We start from the raw sequence: 18,237 nt of genomic DNA, 5'->3' as shown, positions 1-18,237 counted from the left end.
ATGATTTACAAAAACATAATCTGTCCTGTTTGCGGGGCAGCCTGTGATGATATCCAGGTTGAGTTCGGGGACGGAAAGATTGAGGCCAGAAACGCATGTAAAATGGGGAATGCCAAGTTCAAGGAGGTCGTAAGTTCCCACAGGCTCAGACAGCCCCTAATAAAAGATGGCGGCAAACTGACCCCTGCAGCCTGGGACGAAGCTCTTGAAAGAGCTGCCGATATCCTTGTTTCGGCAAAGCGCCCCCTGCTCTTCATGGGCAGTGAGACTTCCTGCGAGGCCCATGAAATCGGGCTCAAGATAGGGGAATACCTGGGTGCGCTTGTTGACTCCAATGCTACTATCTGCCACGGCCCGACAGCAATGGGGATTCAGGAGTCCGGAAAAGTCGGTGCAACCGAAGGGCAGAAGAAAAACAGAGGCGACCTCATAGTCTACTGGGGAACCAACCCTCTCGAGTCCATGCCCAGGCAGATGTCCAGGTACGGAGTTTTCCCGAGAGGTTACTGGACCAAACGCGGACGTTTTGACCGAACAGTTATCACCGTGGACCCGAGAAGAACTCCGACTGCCGTAGCTTCCGACCTGCACGTGCAGCTCAAACCCAGCTCGGACTACGAACTGATAAGTGCTCTCCTCACCCTGCTCCACGGGAAAACTCCCCACCCTTCGGTAGAAGAGATCACAGGAGTCCCCATTCCGGTCATGGAAGAGATGCTCGATATGATGAAGAACTGCAACTTCGGGGCTATCTCCGTGGGGCTCGGGCTCTCTTCCTCTCTGGGAAAGCACAGGAACGCCGAAATTGCCATGAACTTTGTAAAGGAGCTGAACAACTACGCCAAGTTCACCCTCGGAGCTCTCAGAGGCCACTGTAACGTGGCGGGCTTTAACCAGGTCGCCTCCTACATGTACGGCTACCCCTTCGGGCTCGACTTCATGCGCGGGCACCCGCGTTACAACCCCGGCGAATACACAACAGTGGACGTGCTGAGGGAAAAGGACGTGGATGCAGCCCTTGTGATGTGCGCTGACCTTGTCTGTCACATCCCTGCGGACTGTGCAGCCTATCTTGCCGAAATTCCAATGGTCTGCCTGGACATCGCTCCCTGCCCGAGCACAGCCGCTTCGGATGTCGTGCTCCCCGGAGTCATTGACGCCATGGAATGTGACGGAACCTTCTACAGGCTTGATGACGTGGCAGTACACTTCGAGCCTTTTACAAGCTCTCCCTTCGAGTTTACGAAGAGCAACGAAGACACCCTGAAGCAGCTCTTTGAGAAGATTAAAGCAAGGAAGTAAATCATTTACCGGTTTTTTCTTTCTGCATATAAGCTGAAGGAAAAAGCAATATCTATGGGAGGGAGTAGTCTCTCTCCCGCCTTTTTTCTTGAAAACTTAAGGTAGAGATTCAGCGATGATGATCCTTTTTTAAGACTTTAATTTTGAAGCTTCCGTACCCCCATTAAGTCTTTAAGTCTAATACATTATTGCGTGATATTTATATTCATAATACATTGATTGTACGAAAATAGTCTCAAAACCATACTTACTTGCAACTTTTTTAATTGTATTGGGATCGTGGGCAAACCCGAGAATGTCTCTCGGACGATTATTCAAGCTTGCCGATAATATAACCTTTAACTCAAAACCGACTTTACGTAAAATTTTCCAGATGCCTGCTTCTTCTGAGAACAGTCCTATTTTCCACAATGGATATAAGCGGGGGTCCAGTATGTCGAACAATACTATTTTACCCCCTTCATTAAGATAATTTGACGCATTAAAGATGAAGCTATCAACTTCTTCATCCGTGAGGTACTGGATCACTCCAGCTGCGGTTATTCGATCAAAAGAGGATTCCAGTTTATCCCAGACAGTTTTGTTATCAGCCTGGATTAAAGATACATTCCCATATTTTCTTTCCATAATTCTTTTGCTCGCTTCGTCAAGCATGGATGCGGAAAAATCAACTCCTACAAGCTTTTCATATTCCGGTGTGTAGTAAATCAGAAGTTCGCCTGCACCGCATCCGAAGTCAAGCAGTGTTTTGCCCCCATCAAGATGGAATAGTTTTTCCTTAGCTTCCATGGAAATAAATTCTTCAGATGAAGATCTGTGGCCACCGTCTCTCCTATTTGCGAAAAATTCTATCCAGAAATCCTTTTGTTTGGACACGTTCCTTTCATACCCCCCAAACATATTTGTATACCCCCAGGTCTCGCGTTTTTCTTTATCTGTCCCCTATAATATCCTCAAAGATGATCTATTATTTAAGAGCTTATGGAGCTTATTTCATGACTTAACTGTATTCTTATTGCCTTCTTAATAAAAATACAGTATGTCATTAAATTATCTTCAATTCTAACAATTAAGAACGGTTACTTTTTATTTTTAATATTTTATATTACTCATTTCCTGTATTTAATCTAAATTAATGAAAATGATATCAAATGTCATTATTACACATGGGTATAATTTTTAAGAACTACTTTTCATTTCAATTCTTTCCCGGTAGAATCATATAATTTCAATTGAAGATAAAGGTAAATACGAATCAAAATTTCAAAAAGTATTAAAGAATAAATCCGTTCTGCTGGAAATTCAGGCTCCCTTTCTAAAAACTACCCTTTGCTCCACAGTGCATGTGAAGTTTTCCAGTGCCTCCTATCTCTCTGAAAACTGTGAGAATTGTCCGGGGATCAATGATCCGGGTTCCCATTATTGCAGTAATCCCTCTCTTGAAAATGGGGTAGGAGAGAGGTTCGCTTGGGCCGAGCAGGACAACTTACCTTGCTTCGCCCTTTCCACAGAAACTCTTTTTTCATCTTTCACCTTCTTCCTCTTTCATTACTTTATGCATATTTTTCCTTCACTATCAGGTGACTGTTATAACTGCGGCCGTAGTTGAAGTTTAAGGAATTCTTTAATATGTGCGTGTACATCTATTACTTGCTAGAATTGGTTGAATCTCCAGTTAACAAATCATTGAAAAAGGAGTATGTGAAAATGTCACAGGAAAATAAAAACGACAAATCTTATTACGTTATCATTGCGCTATCAGTTGTTCTGGTACTGATGTCAGCAACGATATATGCCATTTCACAGAGTGGGTCCGAAAAGGGTGCGGAAAATACTATTTCCATGAGTGGGTATGCTGAGCAGAAAGTTGTCCCTGACACAGCGACATTGAGAATAGGTGTGGTAGTTCAGGCTGCAACTGCAAAGGAAGCGTCCGATGAAAATGCAGCCCTTATGAGCGCTGTGATAGCAGAACTCAAAGCAATGGGATTGCAGGACAAGGAAATACAAACATCCTATGTTTCCGTGTACCCGCTATACAACTACGATAATGAACGAACAATCACAGGTTACTCTGCATCCAACAGCGTGCAGATCACAACCAAAAATCTCGACAACCTGAGTGAGATCATTGACAGGTCCACAGCCGCCGGAGCTAATGAAATTGGAAGTATTTCCTTTTCAGTATCCGATGATATGCAAAAGCAGCTTCGTGAAGACCTGATGAATGAGGCGGTAGCTGATGCATCATCAAAAGCCACTGCGCTTGCTAAGAGCCTGGGGGTTGAGATTACTGGCGTGCAGACCTCATCCATAAGTGAAAGCGGCGGTTCCAGAGTCTATTACGAATACGAAATGCCAACAGAAGAAAAGGACTCAGGAGCAGGTTCCACTCCTATTCAGCCAGGCGAGTCTACCGTTTCAATGTCAGTACAGGTCACGTATTACATTGAATAAGAAATCCTTATAATTCAAAGTTGGGCTAAGCTGTTTGAGCACAAGCGTACAGGTGATCAGGAGTTGCAGATAAAGAATATTGTTTGCAACTTCTCGGGTCAATTTTTGACAGAGTTACAGCCAAAGTAAACAGAAAAAGTATTTTTAAAAGATTCTCTTTTTAAGTACGTAGCTATAAAAATACAAAAATTTAAAAAGTATTTTATGCTATTCAAATGTCTCATATAAGGAAACTATGCAGTTGAGCTCTGAAGCCAGTAGCATAGAATGCCAAACTGTCTGAACCTTTCATTTTTTATAAACTCGAAGATGCTTGATTTTTAGATTATTTCAAACAATAGTATAGCTAAATTTCCAAAATAACCAATAGGGTCCGATTTAAATGCTCAAAAGAAGGAATCTCGGCAAATGGCTGGTGTTTACGTTATTTATTTGTTTTTTATTTTTCGGTTCTGCAAGTGCAGCCAACAGTGAATCGAACGATTCCGAATCTGATGAAATCCCTGATTCTATAAAGGAATTTGTAAATGATCCCTCTTTCATAGCCTACAGGGGAAACATACCGGAAACAGCTGATCAGAAGTGGAAAAATTCAATTGTAGATTGCTGGCTAAATCTTAACCGAATAGGACCTTCATATTCAGAATTTGATCGCTCTATAAAAAGCGTTGCTGCCAGTGATGTAATAATAATCGAACTGGGATCTGCCTATAAAGGGGAAGTAGATGACCCCAGAATTGACGAGATGTATCAGAAAATTGAGGATTATTGTGAAGAGCAGGAAGGAATAAGTGATATTCCTGTTGTCTTTATGTGGGCATGGGATGAGGAGGATCTCCCGTTACCGGATTATGGGCCTCAGATTTTCGAGGAAGTTAAATATGGACCCGGGTTCATTGCTACTAGGGGAACAATGCCTGTAATTACAGATGCCAGCGAAAAAGTGGAATGGGAAGAGACTGCAGGAAATTGTATCCATAGTTTCAGAGATGAACTTGATCCTTATATGTTGGGAAATGGCGGGCCACTGGTTGCTTATGGTTATGACTATAGAGGATACATATTTGTGGAGTTTGATAAAAACTCACTGAAAAGCGTTAATGACTCAATGATTGATGAAATATATCTGATAATTGAGGACCACTGTGAACAGGAAGGCGTAAGTGAAGCACCAGTAGTTTTTGAATGGGGAGAAGTGCCAATCGAAGATGAAGAGCTTTTACCAGAAGATGAGATTCCAGGTGTGAATGAAAGCGATGGTACCAGCTTATCTGCTAATGAAGAAAAGATTAATGGTACCGAAGCAACCAATCAAACACCTGGCTTTACTTCAATAATGCTAGTCCTGAGCTTATTGTTCCTGGTTAAAACAAGAAAATAGAACTCTCATCTTAAGCAGGTTCCTCAAAAACGACTTTTCTTAAGATTTATTGCCCTGCTGCTGATTAAAACTCACGGTCGGAGTTCTTTATGAAAAGTGAAGATACAAAGAAATTACATATTGCAATATTTGCTTCGCACACAGGAACCAATATGCAAGCGATTATTGACGCTTGCAGAAGAGGAGATTTGAACGGGGAAGTATGTGCTGTTATAAGCAACAATTCAGATTCGCGGGCATTGGAGAAGGCAAGAATAGCAGGAATTCCTGAATATTATCTAAGCAATAAAACATATCCGGAAGAAGATGAATTAGATGAAGCAATATGTAAAGTACTGACTGAAAGTGGTGCAGACATAGTTGCTCTTGCCGGGTACATGAAAAAGTTAGGACCTAAGGTTTTGAAACAGTACAAAGGCCGTATACTCAACATTCATCCTTCGCTCTTGCCCAAATACGGTGGCAAAGGAATGTATGGAATCCATGTACACAGAGCGGTTATTGATGCCGGAGAGAAAACAACAGGAGTTACAATTCATCTGGTAGAAGAGGAATATGATACCGGAAAGATAATCCGGCAATGTGAAATTGAGGTTCTGGAAGGTGACACGATAGATACCCTGTCAAAAAGGGTACTTGAAAGAGAAAACGCCTTCTATGTGGAGACCTTGAAACTAATAAGTGAAGCTGTAATCAAATTATAGTTATAAAAATGGCAATGACAGGTTATTCATTCACCCACTGTGTCCATGTAACCTGGCGCTGATGTTGATATCACAACATCTTCGCGCAGAAGGGGGGATAGGCGGGTTTATTTAGCTTCTTCTGAAAGTAACCTTTTCGCCTCGGTATTTGTGCAGCTTTTCCGGCAGGGTTGCGGCTCTGCAGTGCGCTGTCCGTTTCGCTTCTCTCAAGCAGGCCTATTCTTGTTTTTCTTTTTTATTTTGAAACGCAACCTTCTCACCGCAGTACTGGTGCAGTTTCTTAGTTCCCCCCGCCTCGCTTACAACTGTAAGCATGGTCTCGGGGGCGATGATCCGGGTACCCATTACTGCTGTAATTCCTTGCTTGAAGAAGGGTTCCGGGTAGAGAGGGGCACTTGGCCCGAGCAGGACAACTTCTCTTGCTGCACCCCGGAGGGAAAGGAGTTCATCGAAGGTCCGGTTGGCAAGAGTACTTGCACTGAGGATGATAACATCCGATGCAGGGAGGATTTCTCTGGCTTTGTCCGAAGGGAGGGTCCTGGTTTTGGGAGTTTCGATCTCACGCTTTTCGAGGACTGTGAGTTTCTCGGTTATTTTCAGAATTCTTGGGACTAGAGGTCCGAAATAACCTACCATTGCAACCCTGTCCCCGGGCTTTATCAGGTCCAGGATGTCCAGGTAGGAGCGCTGGAAGTGTTCGGGTTCCAGGTCCCGCAGCATGTGGGAAAGAGCGTTTGCGGTTGCAATCCCGACTGCTGCTTCAAGGGGGTTTTCCGACAGGGCAAGTTCGAGCACCTTATCCGCAGTTTTCCCTTTCAGGGTTTCCGTAAAACCCAGAGCAGGGCAGCAGGAAAACTCGTAGAGAGGAGTGCAGGCAACGCCCCCGTAGTTTTCGGAAATCAGGACTCCGGTATAAGCAAGCCCTATCCTTACATCCTTTACTTCGATTTCTTCAAGGGCAGGGCCCAGGTCTCTTTTAAGCACAGCTACGAGGATGGACAGAATTCCGGTTTCTTCTCCTTCTCCTCCTTCTTTTTCCTCCTTCCTTCTTTCCATTTCTGTTCTTCCCCCCTCCTTTTTTCCCTTGTTTTCCTTTTTTTCCGGAAGTTTTGTCCTTCCGAGATATTTTATTCCCGGCATGCTGCTACCTGCTTGTTCTTTTTTCTCATATCCTGTTAATCTTCGTTGTAAAGTCAAGGGGATTTGCATAATACGGAGCACTTATGACGATAATATCAACGAAGGAAGCATATTCAGGAATCCTTTTCGCTTCAATTCCTCCCACTGCAAGTTCGAGTTTGGGATTGAGCTTCTTTAGTTCGGGCCCGAGTTCCTGCAGTTCTTCCGGGGAAAGGTGATCAAGGAGCATAATATCTGCCATTCCGACATATTTGAATGCTTCTTCCCTTGTCCGGGGTTCGATTTCTATCTTCTTCATAGCTCTGAGCCTTCCCAGTTCTCCAACGGCTTCCAGGTGGTTCTGGCTGATCTGGATGGAATCGCTGAGTGAGTTTCGGTGGATATCTCCTCCGCCTGCCCGGACGGCTTTAAGCTCAAATATCCTGGACCCGGGATGGGTCTTCCGGCTTGTTGCAATAACAAGGTCCGGGTTTGCCTTTCGGCCTGCACTTACCATAGAGGCTGTTTTTGTGGCAATGGCGCACATGAGGGTGAGGAAAGTCTGGGAAACTCTCCAGAACCTGAACAGGAGTTTGAGGTCTCCTTCGGCTTCGAAAATCGAATCCCCGGGCTTGAAAGTCATGCCGTCTCCGAGGTAATTCAGGATTTTCAGGCCTTTTCTTTCATAATACTCCGCCAGCTCCCCGGCGCAGGCACAGGTCCCGTTTTCTCTTGAGATAATCCTCATTTTTCCCCTGCCTTCAAGTCTGAGCAGTTCTGCGCTTTCGTCCTGATAGGGACAATCCTCGTAAAAGTAAAGGTCAAAAAGATCTATCATGTTTTGCCTCAACAATTTTTATTTCATGTTTCTATTTCTTTCCTTGACGTTTTTCTTGATGTTTTTCTTGACGTTTCTGACATTTTGCTTGACTTTTCCTGGCTGCTGGCTTTTCGTATCTATTTCTTTGTTTCTGATCCGTGTTAACTTCATTTCTGATTCCGTTAACCTTACCTGTCCGTGTTAACTTTGACTGCTGTTTACCTCATTCCCGATCGGGTTCACCTTATTATCCTGGCATTTGAAGCTTTGAACACAGCATATGTTTCCCCGCCCTGTTCGAGCCCGAGCATTTCACATGAAGTCGGCGTAATCACGGCTTTAATTTCCGCACTACCCATCTTCACCTCAACCACGACAAGGTGCTCCTTTTTGAAAATTCCAGAGACTTTTCCCCTCAAGGTGTTCCGGGCCGAACTTTCCACAGCCTCTCTGGCAAGAATTATCTCTTCCGGGCGGATGGAGACCGTGACATCTTCTCCGGGCTCGGCGGGGTCTGCGGAATAGATCTCCAGGCCATCGGCTTCGATCACTGCGAGTTTTCCTTCAAGAGCCTTTACCGTTCCTTTCAGCACATTGGTGCCAAGGAACTCGGCCACGAAATCGGGAGACGGCCGCCTGAAAACGGATTCCGGGTCTCCTGCCTGCATAACTTCCCCTTTTCTTATGACGACCACCCTGTTTGCCAGGGCCCAGACGTCTTCGAAATCATGGGTCACGTGAAGGACAGTGGTGCTGTAGTCCGCAATTGCCTTTTTCAGCATCTCCCTGAGTTTTTCCCTTGTCCTTGCATCAAGGGCACTGAAGGGCTCGTCCAGAAGGAGCAGCTTTGGCCTGGCAACCAGGCTTCTTGCAAGGGATGCTCTCTGTTTTTCTCCTCCGCTCAGGGTGTCCGGTTTCCTGTGCAGAAGTTCTTTTATCCCGAGGACTCCGGCAATCTGCGTTACCTCAATTTCGATCTGCTTTTTGTCCCTGAGCTTTTTCTTGAGGGCGTATGCGATATTTTCAAAAATATCCATATGGGGAAAGAGCATGTTGTCCTGGTACACTATGCTGATCTGCCTTTTGTCAGGGGAAAAGAAGGTTATGTCCCTGCCTTCAAGGAATACGCTTCCTTTCCTGGGCCCGTAAAACCCTATTATGGTTTCAAGCAGGAGGGATTTCCCGCTTCCTGAGGGGCCTATAAGCGCTACATAGTCCCCTTTTTCGGCTCTCAGGTCTATGCCCCTGAGTTCGAAGCTCCCCACGTCAAGGCAGATGCCCCTGACTTCCAGGAAACTCACAGCCTTCCCCCTTCAAACCTTTCAAAGCTGAGGATTGCAAGAAAAGCGATCCCCATGAGCAAAATCCCGCTTGTCACCGCCATTTCCAGGTTTCCGTAGGAGATGTTCAGGTAGAGGGTCACGGGCAGGACCTCGGTGTGCATGTAAGAGCCTCCTGCAAGCACGAGTACGGCCCCGAAAGCCCCTATGCAGCGGGCAAAGGTAATTATGCTCGAAGCAAAAAGTCCGCTTCTGGCCATCGGAAGGGTTACGTATCTGAAAGTCTCGAACTCCCCGTACCCGAAGCTTCTCGAGACCTGTTCGTACCGCGGGTTGATGTCTTCGAAGGTGGAGTAGATAACCCTTACAGCATAAGGAAAGGCGACAAAAAACTGGGCAACCACTATCCCGAGCTTTGTGAAGGTCACCTTTATTCCCGCAGCTTCAAGGTAAGGCCCGAGAAAACCATGCCCGAAAAGGAGCAGGAGGGCAAGGCCCATAACCAGTTCAGGAAATGCCATCGGAAGCCCGAGTACTGCTTTTATGAGGCTTTTTCCCGGAAATGAAAAGCGGGAAAGGGCATAGGCTGTCGGGATCGAGCAGCACATGACCGAAAGGGTCGAAGCTGATGAGGTCAGCATAGAAAGCTTCATGGAATAGAACATCTCTTCCGAAAGCAGGGCTGAGAGGATTTCCGAGGGCGTGAGGACGAAGAGCAGGACCCCTACGGATAAAAAAAGAAGCAAAGTGAAGAAGAAGGCAATGCCAATGGTAAAGTTCCTGAACCAGGAGTAATTCGTGCCCGGAGATTTCATGATTTCTGGGGATTTCGAGATATTCAGAGACTTTAAGATATTCAGAGACTTTAAGATATTCAGAGACTTTAAGATATTCAGAGACTTTAAGATATTCAGAGACTTTAAGATATTCAGAGACTTTAAGACATCTGGAGATTTTGAGACATCCGGGAATTTTATGAATCGCATGGCTCAAAGCCCCATTTTTCCCAGACCTCTTCTGCTTCTTCACCTGCAATGTAAGTATTGAATGCTTCTGCCAGTTCAGGGTCTTCGGTATAAACAGAAACCGCGGTGGGGATGGTCTTTATTTTATTCTGTTCTTCGGGAATCGGGATAATTTCGAGTTTTCCGCTGGCTTCACTCCAGCTTGCCATATCCTCCCAGATGATTGTCGCGTCCGCTTCTCCGGATACAATATAGATGAGAAGCTGGTTTACGGTCGCAGTTTTGACAATTGTGTTATTCTCAACTTCAGGAAGGATTCCCTCCTTTGTAAATATTGCTTCCGAGACTCTGCCTATAGCAGGGCCTTTAGGGTCTCCGAGAGCCAATTTTACTCCGGGGTTTGCCAGGTCTTCGAGCTTGCTTATGTTTGCCGGGTTTTCCTCGGGAACTGCAATTATCGGGACGTGCAGGGTCAGGTTGGTTACGCTTTCATTGAAAACATAATTCTTTTCCATAGCCTGCCCGGTGTAGTAGAAATCTCCGGGAATAAAAACATCACATTCCTTTGAGGTCAGGATTCCGAAGAGTTCGGCGCTTCCTCCGTATCGGACCTCAATATCCGCTCCGGTCTCGTTTTCAAAATTCCCTATCAATTCGTTCATGGGCTTTATCAGCCCGGCACCGGAACAAACCGTTATCTGCCTCCCGGCAAACTCTTTTTCCAGGTTTTCCGAAACAGGTGTGGATGTTCCTTTCTCAGCACAGCCGGAGACGGCCAGGGCCATTGACAGTATCATGATAATTATGAATGCGCAGACTTTTTTCATTCAAGAACCTCTTCAGGTGGAAATTCAATGATATGTCTGAACATACATAACGATTAATAAAGTTTTTTATAAAAATATTCTATTAAAATATTATTTAGAAGTATTCTAGAATTAGGGCTGCTTTCCAGCCCCGAATTCTAAAAAATGAAATAAAGGCGTTTTCTTCCTTATTTATAGCTCAGAGATTCTCTTTCTATATCCATCAAGTTCTTCGGCTCCTCTCTCCTTTGTCATACTACTGGCTTCATAGACTGTAAAAGAAGGCAGCACCTTCATTCCCATAAACTCAAAAACGCAGTGAGTTATGGATTCGAGATGTTTATGAATATCTCCGTGTGTCCCGCCTTCGGAATACACTTCCTTCGGGGACCCGGTGGTGAAGGTCAGCATTGCAGATTTTCCTTTGAAGAGCCCGGTGTCATAGGCACTGTTAGTTATCGGATTAAAACCAAACCCCGGAGCCAGGACACGGTCAATCCAGCCTTTCATTATGGCTGGCATGGCTGTAAAGTAAATAGGGAATTGAAAGATCAGCAGGTCAGCCCATTTCACTTTTTCCATCTCTTCTTTAATGTCGGGTGAAAAAGCCCCTGTTTTTGAGGCTCTGATAGCTTCGAGGAAAGGATTAAAAAAATCCGGATTTTTTCTCTCAGGGAAGTCCGAAGCTTTCAGGACAGGGTTAAATTCCATTGCATAAAGGTCTGAGAGCTTCACTTCGTGCCCTTTTTCTTGCAGGGCAGCGATGGCTGTATCTTTCATGGCAGCGTTAAAGGACTTTGGCTCAGGATGTGCATAGACATACAGGACTTTCATTTTATTCCCCCTTGTTGTATTCATGAAATTCGTTTCCCGGAATAAATAGGTGAGGTTGCTTCTTCCGTAGAGTTATGCATTTATTTTCTTCAGTAACCACGCCATGTTCTGTCCCAGCACCTGCATGGTCCGGATGCCCTCTTCGTCTTTTTCGACTTCCCCCTCAGCAAGCCCTATTCCAATATTCCAGTAACTGGACCCTGGAATTACCATCTGGGAAATCGTGAAGAAATGGTTGATAGAATCAAAGACATGGACCGCCCCGGCTCTCCTGACCGCAACAACAGCTGCTCCCACTTTGTACCTGAACATTTCGTTATTGGCTTTGGCAACAAACCCTGCCCTGTCTATAAGGGCTTTAAGCTCAGGTGTCAGGTCTGCGAAATATGTAGACGAAGCAAGGATTATGCCGTCGGCTTCAAGCATTTTTTCAATGCATTCATTGACGATGTCTTTGTCAATTACACACCTCTTGTCTTTGTTCTCATAGCATTTTGCACAGGCTGTACAGCCATGGACGCTTTTCCCCCCGATCTGCACGGTTTCGGTTTCTATTCCTTCTTTTTCGAGCTCGGCAAGGACATGTTTTATCAGGGAGGCGGTATTTCCCTCCTTCCGCGGGCTTCCGTTAAATGCAACTACTTTCATTGTCTGTATCCCCCAATTATTTCCTGCTCATTATTTTTCAGTTTCATCATCCTCAGCTGGTTTGTCCTTTTCAGGCTTTTTTCTTCAGCTGTTAATCCTTTTCAGATTTCTCTTCTTCAGCTGTTAACCCTCTTCGGTCCCTTTTTTAGCCATCAGACTTTTTCCCGTTTTCCAGGCCTCTCCTGCATAGTCCCCTAAGGTCCAGTAGCTGTTATCCGGCATGGTAAGGAGCAGGGGTTCCATCTTCTTGATGTCCGGCCTTCCCTGTGTCAGGTATCGCTCTTCGGAATAAGCTGCAATAATTTCCCCTACAAAAAAGTAGTTTGTCGGAAACTCTAAGGTTTCTGCAAGCTTGCACTCAAGGTTCAGCGTACACTCTTTGATCATGGGCGCGGTTTCAAGTTCTCCGTAGAATACTTCAAACAGGCCTGACTTGTCAACCTTTTCCCCGGAAACAAGCCCGCAATAGTCGGTTTTTTCCACCATTTCGGAATAAGGGAAATTCACACTGAAACTTCCGTTTTCCATTATACCTTCTGGCGTATAATGGGATTTGCTGACTCCAACTCCAAGCATTGGCGGGTTTCCATTCACTCGGCTGACCCAGCCCAGGGCCATGAAATTGGCTTTTCCTTTCACATTTGCCCCGAGGAGGGTCACAGGCATCGGATAGATGAATATGTTGTTATTGATCTTGATTTTCTCTGCCATTATTCCTTTCCCCCAGCCTATTTATGCGTTCATATCTTATATCGAGTTTGATGGAGCTTCTTCAAAAAACGCGTGGGAGCAGAACCCATGGAATGAAAAAGATATGAATGGAAAAGGTAAATCACAGCTTTTTTCTGTATACACTAATTTCAGTTTCTTTCTCAAGGCATTCTGAAAGCAGAGGAAATATTTCTGTAAAATGATTGGATTTTAAGTGTTCGTCAAGGCTGCTTTCATCTTTCCATTCTTCTAACATCGTCAGGATTCCCGAATTCTCCAATTCCTGATATACCCCGTATTCTATGCAGCCTTCTTCTTTTACGGATTCTTCAACCAGATTTTTACACAAATTCATAAATTCTTGAATTTTTTCAGGTTTGACCTGATTTTTTGCAACAACCCTTATCGTCAATAAAATCACCAGCCTGTACAGAGTCCTGTTCTTTCAGTTCTTGATTCTGTCAATTCTTGATTCTGTCAGTATTACAGCCTCATTCTCTCTTCTGACCGTACCGGTTATGGTAAACTTTTTCTTCCCTGTACCTGTCCTGAGATTCGGGCTCCTGGGCTGGGTAGCCGATAGGCACAAGCCCGAGAGGAAATACATGTTCCGGTAGCCCAAAGGCTTTTCGGAAGCTCTCAACCCTGTCTTTTACGGGATAAATCCCTGTCCAGACTGCCCCAAGCCCTGTATCGTGAGCTGCCAGCAGGAGGTTCTGAGTGGCTGCCGAACAGTCCTGTACCCAGTATCCCGGTGCTTTTTCCTGGGCTGTATCTCCGCAGACCAGGATTGCAAGAGGAGCTTCCCTGCACATGCCGGCATAGGGGCTGTATGTGGGAATTTCATCGAGGATTTCCCGGTCATCAATAACAATAAAGACCCAGGGCTGGGCATTAACTGCGGACGGAGCACTCATTGCGGCTCTCAATAGTTCGGTTACAAGCTCTCTCGGAACTGGCCTGTCAGTATATTTTCGAATACTTCTGCGTGTGTGGATTGCTTCAAGAGTTTCCATGTTCAGACGCCCCCTGTTCATTCCTGAAAGATCCGGGTGAGAAAATGCCTCTGCAGTTCTCTCTCACCCCCTGTTTTACTTTCTTTACCTGTTTATTGAATTCGGGTAATTACAGATTTTTTCCGCCATAAGATCTGACATGCTTCCAGGCTTTATGATGGCTGGCAAAAAGATCCTTATCCACATATATTGCATCGTTGTCCCTTTTATATAGCGCTCTATCGTTTCCTACCGGGCAGACCTTGATACATATTCCGCACGGTGAAATGTAACGCTTGTGTAATTCGGCACTGTAAGAGGAACAGGCTTTCTTGTCCGTTAGTCCGCCGGGGTAATCTTCCCGATTTAGTGCATTCGATGGGCACATTTTTACACAACGCATACAGCGGGTGCAAAGTTCAGTCTCCAGCATCGGATCTGGAGGAAGTTCAGCTGTAGACAGAATTGAACCGAAACGGACCCTGGGGCCATACTCCGGGGTAAGGATAGTATTATTTACCCCAAAGTTCCCCAGGCCGGCGAGCAAAGCAGCATGCCTGTGAGAAAAGAATGCAATGGGATTTTCCATAAGTACCTGAATGTTCCCATACCCATCTCTAGGTACGAAAATAGACGGGTATCCTTTATCGGTCAAGAAATTGGCAAGTCGGTATGTGTATTGATCCAGTAAGGTATTTACAGTATTGTACAGTTCGCGGTAATATATCGAAGGGGACGTCTCCAGCACCGGTAGAGGGACAGGCAATCCGATAACTATCACTGATTTTGTTTCTGGATATATGGATTGAGGATAGAATTCTTCAGGTATCCACGGCAAAAAAGGAGGTTTATTCCATCTCTCAATACTGGCAACCCCTACCATGGGTATATCCATACTTTCACATTTCTGCAGGAGGGTTTTTTTCAGATCTTCAGGCGTAGGTTCATCCCTTCTTTATAATTCATTATTGCCACAGAGAGTCGTTTTTTTCTACTATTTTTTCCATTAATTCTAATATTTCACTCATTAACATGTATCAACATGTCCGGGATTAACATGTCCGGGGTTTGTGGCATTGGAGAAGAGGCGCGAACACATCCCGTTGCTTATAGCAGGGTGTGTCAGCGCAGCTTTGATTTTTTTTAATGTCTGCTTACTTAAACAGGTTAAAGCCTGCGTTTTTCGCTTTTTCCATAAGTTCTACATCGCCCTTTACTTCTCCGGGGGCGTGGTATCCGACTCCTACTATCGTATCCTTTACTTCCATGCCCATGAAGTTTGAGATCTGTCCTGCAAACTCCTCAAAGACTCCTTTGAAAGCAGCAGCGTCGGGGGCTCCCTGAGTTCCTATAATTACAGCCTTTTTCCCGGCCGGGACGCGGGAGGAGAAGTCTGCACTTATGAGGGAATAGCAGCGGTCAAGGAAAAGCCGCATCTGGCCTGTAAACTGGCCGAAGTAAATCGGGGAGCCAAAGACAACGCCGTCAGCTGCTAACAGTTCATCGAAAAGCTCCACAAGGTCGTCTTCAAGCTTGCATTTGTCATTGGCTTTGCAGTAGTTGCAGCCCTGGCAGCCTTTGTAGTCCATCTCGTTGAGGAAGAAGTTCCGGGTCTCAGCCCCTGCTTCTGCCGCGCCTTCAAGGACCTGCTGGACGAGGATATTTGTGTTTCCGTTCTTTCGGGGACTTCCGACAATACCTATGACTTTCATTTTGTTCACACCTTTTAATGCTTTTTTAATTACATCAATTCTTTTTTAATTACATTTATCTGTCAGATCTGTAAATGACTTCTATAAATTGCTTCTATAAACAATTTCCAGAAACGATTTGTAAATTTTTTTGCATTACGTAATCTGCGCGTGCTGCTATTTAATTTGCAACTACTATACTTATATACCATACATACAATCCGGATACTTAGTAACAAAAAGGATAGAATGAGAATTTATGGTTAGCGAGAGGAACAACAAAAAACACTATCAATGCCCTGTGGAAGCTACCCTGGATGTCATAGGGGGCAAATGGAAACCCCTTATCCTCTGGCAGCTGAGAGCAGAGAAACTGCGTTTTTCAGGACTGCAGCAGAATATGCAGGGCATTTCTCCCAAAATGCTTACAAAACAGCTCCGGGAACTTGAAGATGACGGACTTGTTTTCAGGGAGGTCTATCCCGAGGTCCCGCCCAGGGTTGAATACTCTCTCACAAAATTTGGAAAAACCGTACTTCCGGTCCTGGAAGCGCTTTGTGAATGGGGAAACGGCTACCTTGGCAGAGAGTGCATTCTTGGTAAAAATGAGGAAGTAAAAGCCGCTGACAGGTTTTCAGAGTAACTGTCTTTTATCAGCGGAGTTAAAAACGTGTAATTAAAAGTGAGCAATTCCCGAAAGTAGCTTAATTCCCTGCAAGCGGGTCGTTTCTTATAGGGTCGTTTCTCATATTTTCTCCTTTTTCGGCTAGCAGTTTGAACTCCCGGATAACCATGATCAGGGTTACTGCAAAAGCCAGGGTATCTGCAAGCGGGAAGGCTGCCCAGACCCCGAAGAGTTCAAGGTATTTCGGGAGTACAAGCACCAGCGGGATCAGGAATAGCACCTGCCTGCACATGGATAAAAACAGGGAGGGCCTTGCTTTGCCAAGCGCCTGGTAAAGAGCTCCTCCTACGACCTGAAAGCCTATCAAGGGAGTTGCCAGTACCACAATTCTTACGGCGTTTTTTCCTTCAATTATCAGCTGGTGGTCTCCGCTGAAAATCCCGAAAAGCTGCTCCGGGAACAGGTATAGTACCAGGAAACCTGCAATGGACATGCCTGTGGTGATAATGATAGCGAGCTTTACCGATTCCCTGACACGCCCAAAGTTTTTTGCCCCGTAGTTAAAGCCTACGATCGGCTGAAGGCCCTGGATAATTCCGAACATGGGCATTAAGGTAAACATCAGGAGCTTACTGATGATCCCGAAAATAGCGATGGCTATATCTCCTCCGTAAAAGGCGAGGAGGTTGTTCAGGATTATTATCATGAAGCTGCTCGACACATTGCGTGCAAAGGGAGATGCTCCTATTGCCAGGACTTCTTTTATGATTTTGCTGTCAGGCTTGAGGTCAGCAGGATGGAACCTGAGTGTACTTTTCCCACTCAGGAAGTACCGGGTAATGTAAAGCACTCCTATCCCCTGGGCCAGGACCGTTGCAATGGCAGCTCCCCTGATCCCCATCCCGAAACCAAAAATAAAGATGGGGTCGAGTATTATGTTCAGACCTCCTGCCATCATCATGGAGTTCATGGCAACCTTTGCATTCCCCTCGGAGCGGGCAACGGAATTTGTCACCATTGCGAGGGAAAAAAGTACTGTCCCGTAAAGGATTACTTCCAGGTATTCGAGGGAGTAGGGGAGAATAGTGTCCGTAGCTCCGAATAGTTTCAGGAGGGGAATTATGAAGGAAATCCCGACTCCCGTGATCAGGAGGCTTGAAAGAATGGACAGGAATATCAGGTTTGAAAAGGTTTTATCTGCTTTTTTCATCTCCCTTTCTCCCATGCGGCGGGAGATTATGGATGAGCCTCCTATCCCTATGGCAAGGCTTACAGCCATCCCTACCATCTGGATCGGGAAGGCTACGGCAATTCCTCCGATAGCCTGGATACTGTCTGCTCCGTAGGCATGACCTACAAATATCGTATCTACGAGGTTATAGAAAGCCTGTACCAGCATTCCTACCATTGCCGGCACTGAAAGTTTAAGGAGAAGTTTACTTATTTTCTCGTTTGCAAGCATCTGACTTCTTTCGTCCACCTGAAAATTCCTCGAACCTTTTCGTATATTTTTTTTATATTGGGTTATGAGTACTCTCAAAATCACCTATATAATATAAGGTTTATCTAAGGGTTTATCGGCAAAAGGCCTGTATCCGGGGAAAATCGGGATTAATACCTCAGAAGAGCTTCCGGAAAATGCATTCGTCTGCCGAAATAATGAGAACCCCGCACCCAACAGGTAAAAATAATACCACTCAACAGGTAGGAATAATACCACTCAACAGGTACATAAGTCTTCCACTTGTACGCCTGCATTAAGTTGAAGCCCTACTTTTATCTGGATGTAAAACGTATGGGATTCAGAACATTGTAATATTTCTTTAGTTTGCTCCGTACAGGGCCCGAATTTATGCCGGGCACAAGGACTAAAGAAGGTCGAAAAAGGTTCGAAGAAGC

Annotated in this window: 20 protein-coding genes; 5 read left to right on the top strand and 15 right to left on the bottom strand. The window is 45.2% G+C overall.

The features are described from left to right. Entirely contained in the window at positions 1-1,302 is a 1,302-nt protein-coding gene (locus ACSAZL_RS19010; protein WP_440946137.1) for a formylmethanofuran dehydrogenase subunit B, read from the top strand. A 177-nt stretch (positions 1,303-1,479) separates the two neighbouring features. Here ACSAZL_RS19010 and ACSAZL_RS19005 read toward each other — a convergent pair whose 3' ends face one another. Continuing rightward, complete coding sequence (locus ACSAZL_RS19005) at positions 1,480-2,202, bottom strand: class I SAM-dependent methyltransferase (RefSeq protein WP_440946136.1); 723 nt, start codon at positions 2,200-2,202, stop codon at positions 1,480-1,482. Positions 2,203-2,617: 415 nt separating this feature from the next. Continuing rightward, the gene (locus tag ACSAZL_RS19000) at positions 2,618-2,734 is read right to left on the bottom strand and encodes a hypothetical protein (protein WP_440948905.1); all 117 of its coding nucleotides are present in this window, start codon (positions 2,732-2,734) and stop codon (positions 2,618-2,620) included. A gap of 275 nt (positions 2,735-3,009) precedes the next feature. Here ACSAZL_RS19000 and ACSAZL_RS18995 point away from each other — a divergent pair, with 275 nt between their 5' ends. From ACSAZL_RS18995 to purN, 3 genes are all read left to right on the top strand, one after another. Continuing rightward, positions 3,010-3,759: an SIMPL domain-containing protein gene (locus ACSAZL_RS18995; protein WP_440946135.1), complete on the top strand. Its 750-nt coding sequence runs from the start codon at positions 3,010-3,012 to the stop codon at positions 3,757-3,759. A 382-nt stretch (positions 3,760-4,141) separates the two neighbouring features. Continuing rightward, positions 4,142-5,140, top strand: coding sequence for a hypothetical protein (locus ACSAZL_RS18990; protein WP_440946134.1), 999 nt, complete (start codon positions 4,142-4,144; stop codon positions 5,138-5,140). Positions 5,141-5,229: 89 nt separating this feature from the next. Continuing rightward, entirely contained in the window at positions 5,230-5,844 is a 615-nt protein-coding gene (gene purN / locus ACSAZL_RS18985; protein ID WP_440946133.1) for a phosphoribosylglycinamide formyltransferase, read from the top strand. Positions 5,845-6,060: 216 nt separating this feature from the next. On the opposite strand, the gene ACSAZL_RS18980 is transcribed toward purN, so the two are convergent. The 12 genes from ACSAZL_RS18980 to ACSAZL_RS18925 form a co-directional block, all read right to left on the bottom strand. Next, a complete protein-coding gene (locus tag ACSAZL_RS18980) occupies positions 6,061-6,984 on the bottom strand; it encodes a Rossmann-like domain-containing protein (protein ID WP_440946132.1) in 924 nt (307 codons plus the stop codon). Positions 6,985-7,009: 25 nt separating this feature from the next. Then, positions 7,010-7,801 carry a nicotinate-nucleotide pyrophosphorylase gene (locus tag ACSAZL_RS18975; RefSeq protein ID WP_440946131.1) on the bottom strand — a complete coding sequence of 264 codons (792 nt, stop codon included), beginning with the start codon at positions 7,799-7,801 and terminating at the stop codon, positions 7,010-7,012. Between the two features lie 221 nt (positions 7,802-8,022). Further along, on the bottom strand, positions 8,023-9,084 hold the full coding sequence (locus ACSAZL_RS18970; protein ID WP_440946130.1) for an ATP-binding cassette domain-containing protein: 1,062 nt from the start codon (positions 9,082-9,084) through the stop codon (positions 8,023-8,025). Then, the gene (locus ACSAZL_RS18965) at positions 9,081-9,878 is read right to left on the bottom strand and encodes an ABC transporter permease (protein WP_440946129.1); all 798 of its coding nucleotides are present in this window, start codon (positions 9,876-9,878) and stop codon (positions 9,081-9,083) included. The genes ACSAZL_RS18970 and ACSAZL_RS18965 overlap by 4 nt, the downstream gene beginning before the upstream one ends. Positions 9,879-10,036: 158 nt before the next feature. Further along, positions 10,037-10,855: a molybdate ABC transporter substrate-binding protein gene (gene modA, locus ACSAZL_RS18960; protein ID WP_440946128.1), complete on the bottom strand. Its 819-nt coding sequence runs from the start codon at positions 10,853-10,855 to the stop codon at positions 10,037-10,039. Positions 10,856-11,026: 171 nt separating this feature from the next. Then, positions 11,027-11,668 (bottom strand): NAD(P)H-dependent oxidoreductase, encoded by a 642-nt coding sequence (locus tag ACSAZL_RS18955; RefSeq protein ID WP_440946127.1) that lies wholly within the window; start codon positions 11,666-11,668, stop codon positions 11,027-11,029. Positions 11,669-11,740: 72 nt separating this feature from the next. Next, positions 11,741-12,316: a flavodoxin family protein gene (locus ACSAZL_RS18950; RefSeq protein ID WP_440946126.1), complete on the bottom strand. Its 576-nt coding sequence runs from the start codon at positions 12,314-12,316 to the stop codon at positions 11,741-11,743. A gap of 123 nt (positions 12,317-12,439) precedes the next feature. Beyond that, positions 12,440-13,027 (bottom strand): flavin reductase family protein, encoded by a 588-nt coding sequence (locus ACSAZL_RS18945; RefSeq protein WP_440946125.1) that lies wholly within the window; start codon positions 13,025-13,027, stop codon positions 12,440-12,442. Between the two features lie 121 nt (positions 13,028-13,148). Then, the gene (locus ACSAZL_RS18940) at positions 13,149-13,382 is read right to left on the bottom strand and encodes a putative quinol monooxygenase (RefSeq protein ID WP_440946124.1); all 234 of its coding nucleotides are present in this window, start codon (positions 13,380-13,382) and stop codon (positions 13,149-13,151) included. 136 nt (positions 13,383-13,518) lie between these two features. Beyond that, entirely contained in the window at positions 13,519-14,043 is a 525-nt protein-coding gene (locus tag ACSAZL_RS18935; RefSeq protein WP_440946123.1) for a nitroreductase family protein, read from the bottom strand. Positions 14,044-14,152: 109 nt separating this feature from the next. Next, positions 14,153-14,917: a 4Fe-4S binding protein gene (locus tag ACSAZL_RS18930; protein WP_440946122.1), complete on the bottom strand. Its 765-nt coding sequence runs from the start codon at positions 14,915-14,917 to the stop codon at positions 14,153-14,155. Between the two features lie 259 nt (positions 14,918-15,176). Further along, a complete protein-coding gene (locus ACSAZL_RS18925) occupies positions 15,177-15,734 on the bottom strand; it encodes a flavodoxin family protein (protein ID WP_440946121.1) in 558 nt (185 codons plus the stop codon). A 238-nt stretch (positions 15,735-15,972) separates the two neighbouring features. On the opposite strand from ACSAZL_RS18925, the gene ACSAZL_RS18920 reads away from it, so the two are divergent. Continuing rightward, positions 15,973-16,356 carry a winged helix-turn-helix transcriptional regulator gene (locus tag ACSAZL_RS18920; RefSeq protein ID WP_440946120.1) on the top strand — a complete coding sequence of 128 codons (384 nt, stop codon included), beginning with the start codon at positions 15,973-15,975 and terminating at the stop codon, positions 16,354-16,356. A 61-nt stretch (positions 16,357-16,417) separates the two neighbouring features. On the opposite strand, the gene ACSAZL_RS18915 is transcribed toward ACSAZL_RS18920, so the two are convergent. Further along, entirely contained in the window at positions 16,418-17,818 is a 1,401-nt protein-coding gene (locus ACSAZL_RS18915; RefSeq protein ID WP_440946119.1) for an MATE family efflux transporter, read from the bottom strand. Positions 17,819-18,237 lie beyond the last annotated feature (419 nt).

It is taken from the genome of Methanosarcina mangrovi (assembly GCF_052057765.1).
Classification (GTDB): domain Archaea; phylum Halobacteriota; class Methanosarcinia; order Methanosarcinales; family Methanosarcinaceae; genus Methanosarcina.
The sequence above is the reverse complement of the archived record's forward strand: the minus strand, read 5'-3'. Positions and strand labels throughout refer to the sequence as shown.

Excerpts from the sequence above, each read along its gene's own strand:
- ACSAZL_RS19010 (WP_440946137.1), top strand. The coding sequence starts at position 1 with ATGATTTACAAAAACATAATCTGTCCTGTTTGCGGGGCAGCCTGTGAT.
- ACSAZL_RS19005 (WP_440946136.1), bottom strand. The coding sequence starts at position 2,202 with ATGTTTGGGGGGTATGAAAGGAACGTGTCCAAACAAAAGGATTTCTGG.
- ACSAZL_RS18995 (WP_440946135.1), top strand. The coding sequence starts at position 3,010 with ATGTCACAGGAAAATAAAAACGACAAATCTTATTACGTTATCATTGCG.
- ACSAZL_RS18990 (WP_440946134.1), top strand. The coding sequence starts at position 4,142 with ATGCTCAAAAGAAGGAATCTCGGCAAATGGCTGGTGTTTACGTTATTT.
- purN (WP_440946133.1), top strand. The coding sequence starts at position 5,230 with ATGAAAAGTGAAGATACAAAGAAATTACATATTGCAATATTTGCTTCG.
- ACSAZL_RS18980 (WP_440946132.1), bottom strand. The coding sequence starts at position 6,984 with ATGCCGGGAATAAAATATCTCGGAAGGACAAAACTTCCGGAAAAAAAG.
- ACSAZL_RS18975 (WP_440946131.1), bottom strand. The coding sequence starts at position 7,801 with ATGATAGATCTTTTTGACCTTTACTTTTACGAGGATTGTCCCTATCAG.
- ACSAZL_RS18965 (WP_440946129.1), bottom strand. The coding sequence starts at position 9,878 with ATGAAATCTCCGGGCACGAATTACTCCTGGTTCAGGAACTTTACCATT.
- modA (WP_440946128.1), bottom strand. The coding sequence starts at position 10,855 with ATGAAAAAAGTCTGCGCATTCATAATTATCATGATACTGTCAATGGCC.
- ACSAZL_RS18955 (WP_440946127.1), bottom strand. The coding sequence starts at position 11,668 with ATGAAAGTCCTGTATGTCTATGCACATCCTGAGCCAAAGTCCTTTAAC.
- ACSAZL_RS18950 (WP_440946126.1), bottom strand. The coding sequence starts at position 12,316 with ATGAAAGTAGTTGCATTTAACGGAAGCCCGCGGAAGGAGGGAAATACC.
- ACSAZL_RS18945 (WP_440946125.1), bottom strand. The coding sequence starts at position 13,027 with ATGGCAGAGAAAATCAAGATCAATAACAACATATTCATCTATCCGATG.
- ACSAZL_RS18940 (WP_440946124.1), bottom strand. The coding sequence starts at position 13,382 with ATGAATTTGTGTAAAAATCTGGTTGAAGAATCCGTAAAAGAAGAAGGC.
- ACSAZL_RS18935 (WP_440946123.1), bottom strand. The coding sequence starts at position 14,043 with ATGGAAACTCTTGAAGCAATCCACACACGCAGAAGTATTCGAAAATAT.
- ACSAZL_RS18930 (WP_440946122.1), bottom strand. The coding sequence starts at position 14,917 with ATGGATATACCCATGGTAGGGGTTGCCAGTATTGAGAGATGGAATAAA.
- ACSAZL_RS18925 (WP_440946121.1), bottom strand. The coding sequence starts at position 15,734 with ATGAAAGTCATAGGTATTGTCGGAAGTCCCCGAAAGAACGGAAACACA.
- ACSAZL_RS18920 (WP_440946120.1), top strand. The coding sequence starts at position 15,973 with ATGGTTAGCGAGAGGAACAACAAAAAACACTATCAATGCCCTGTGGAA.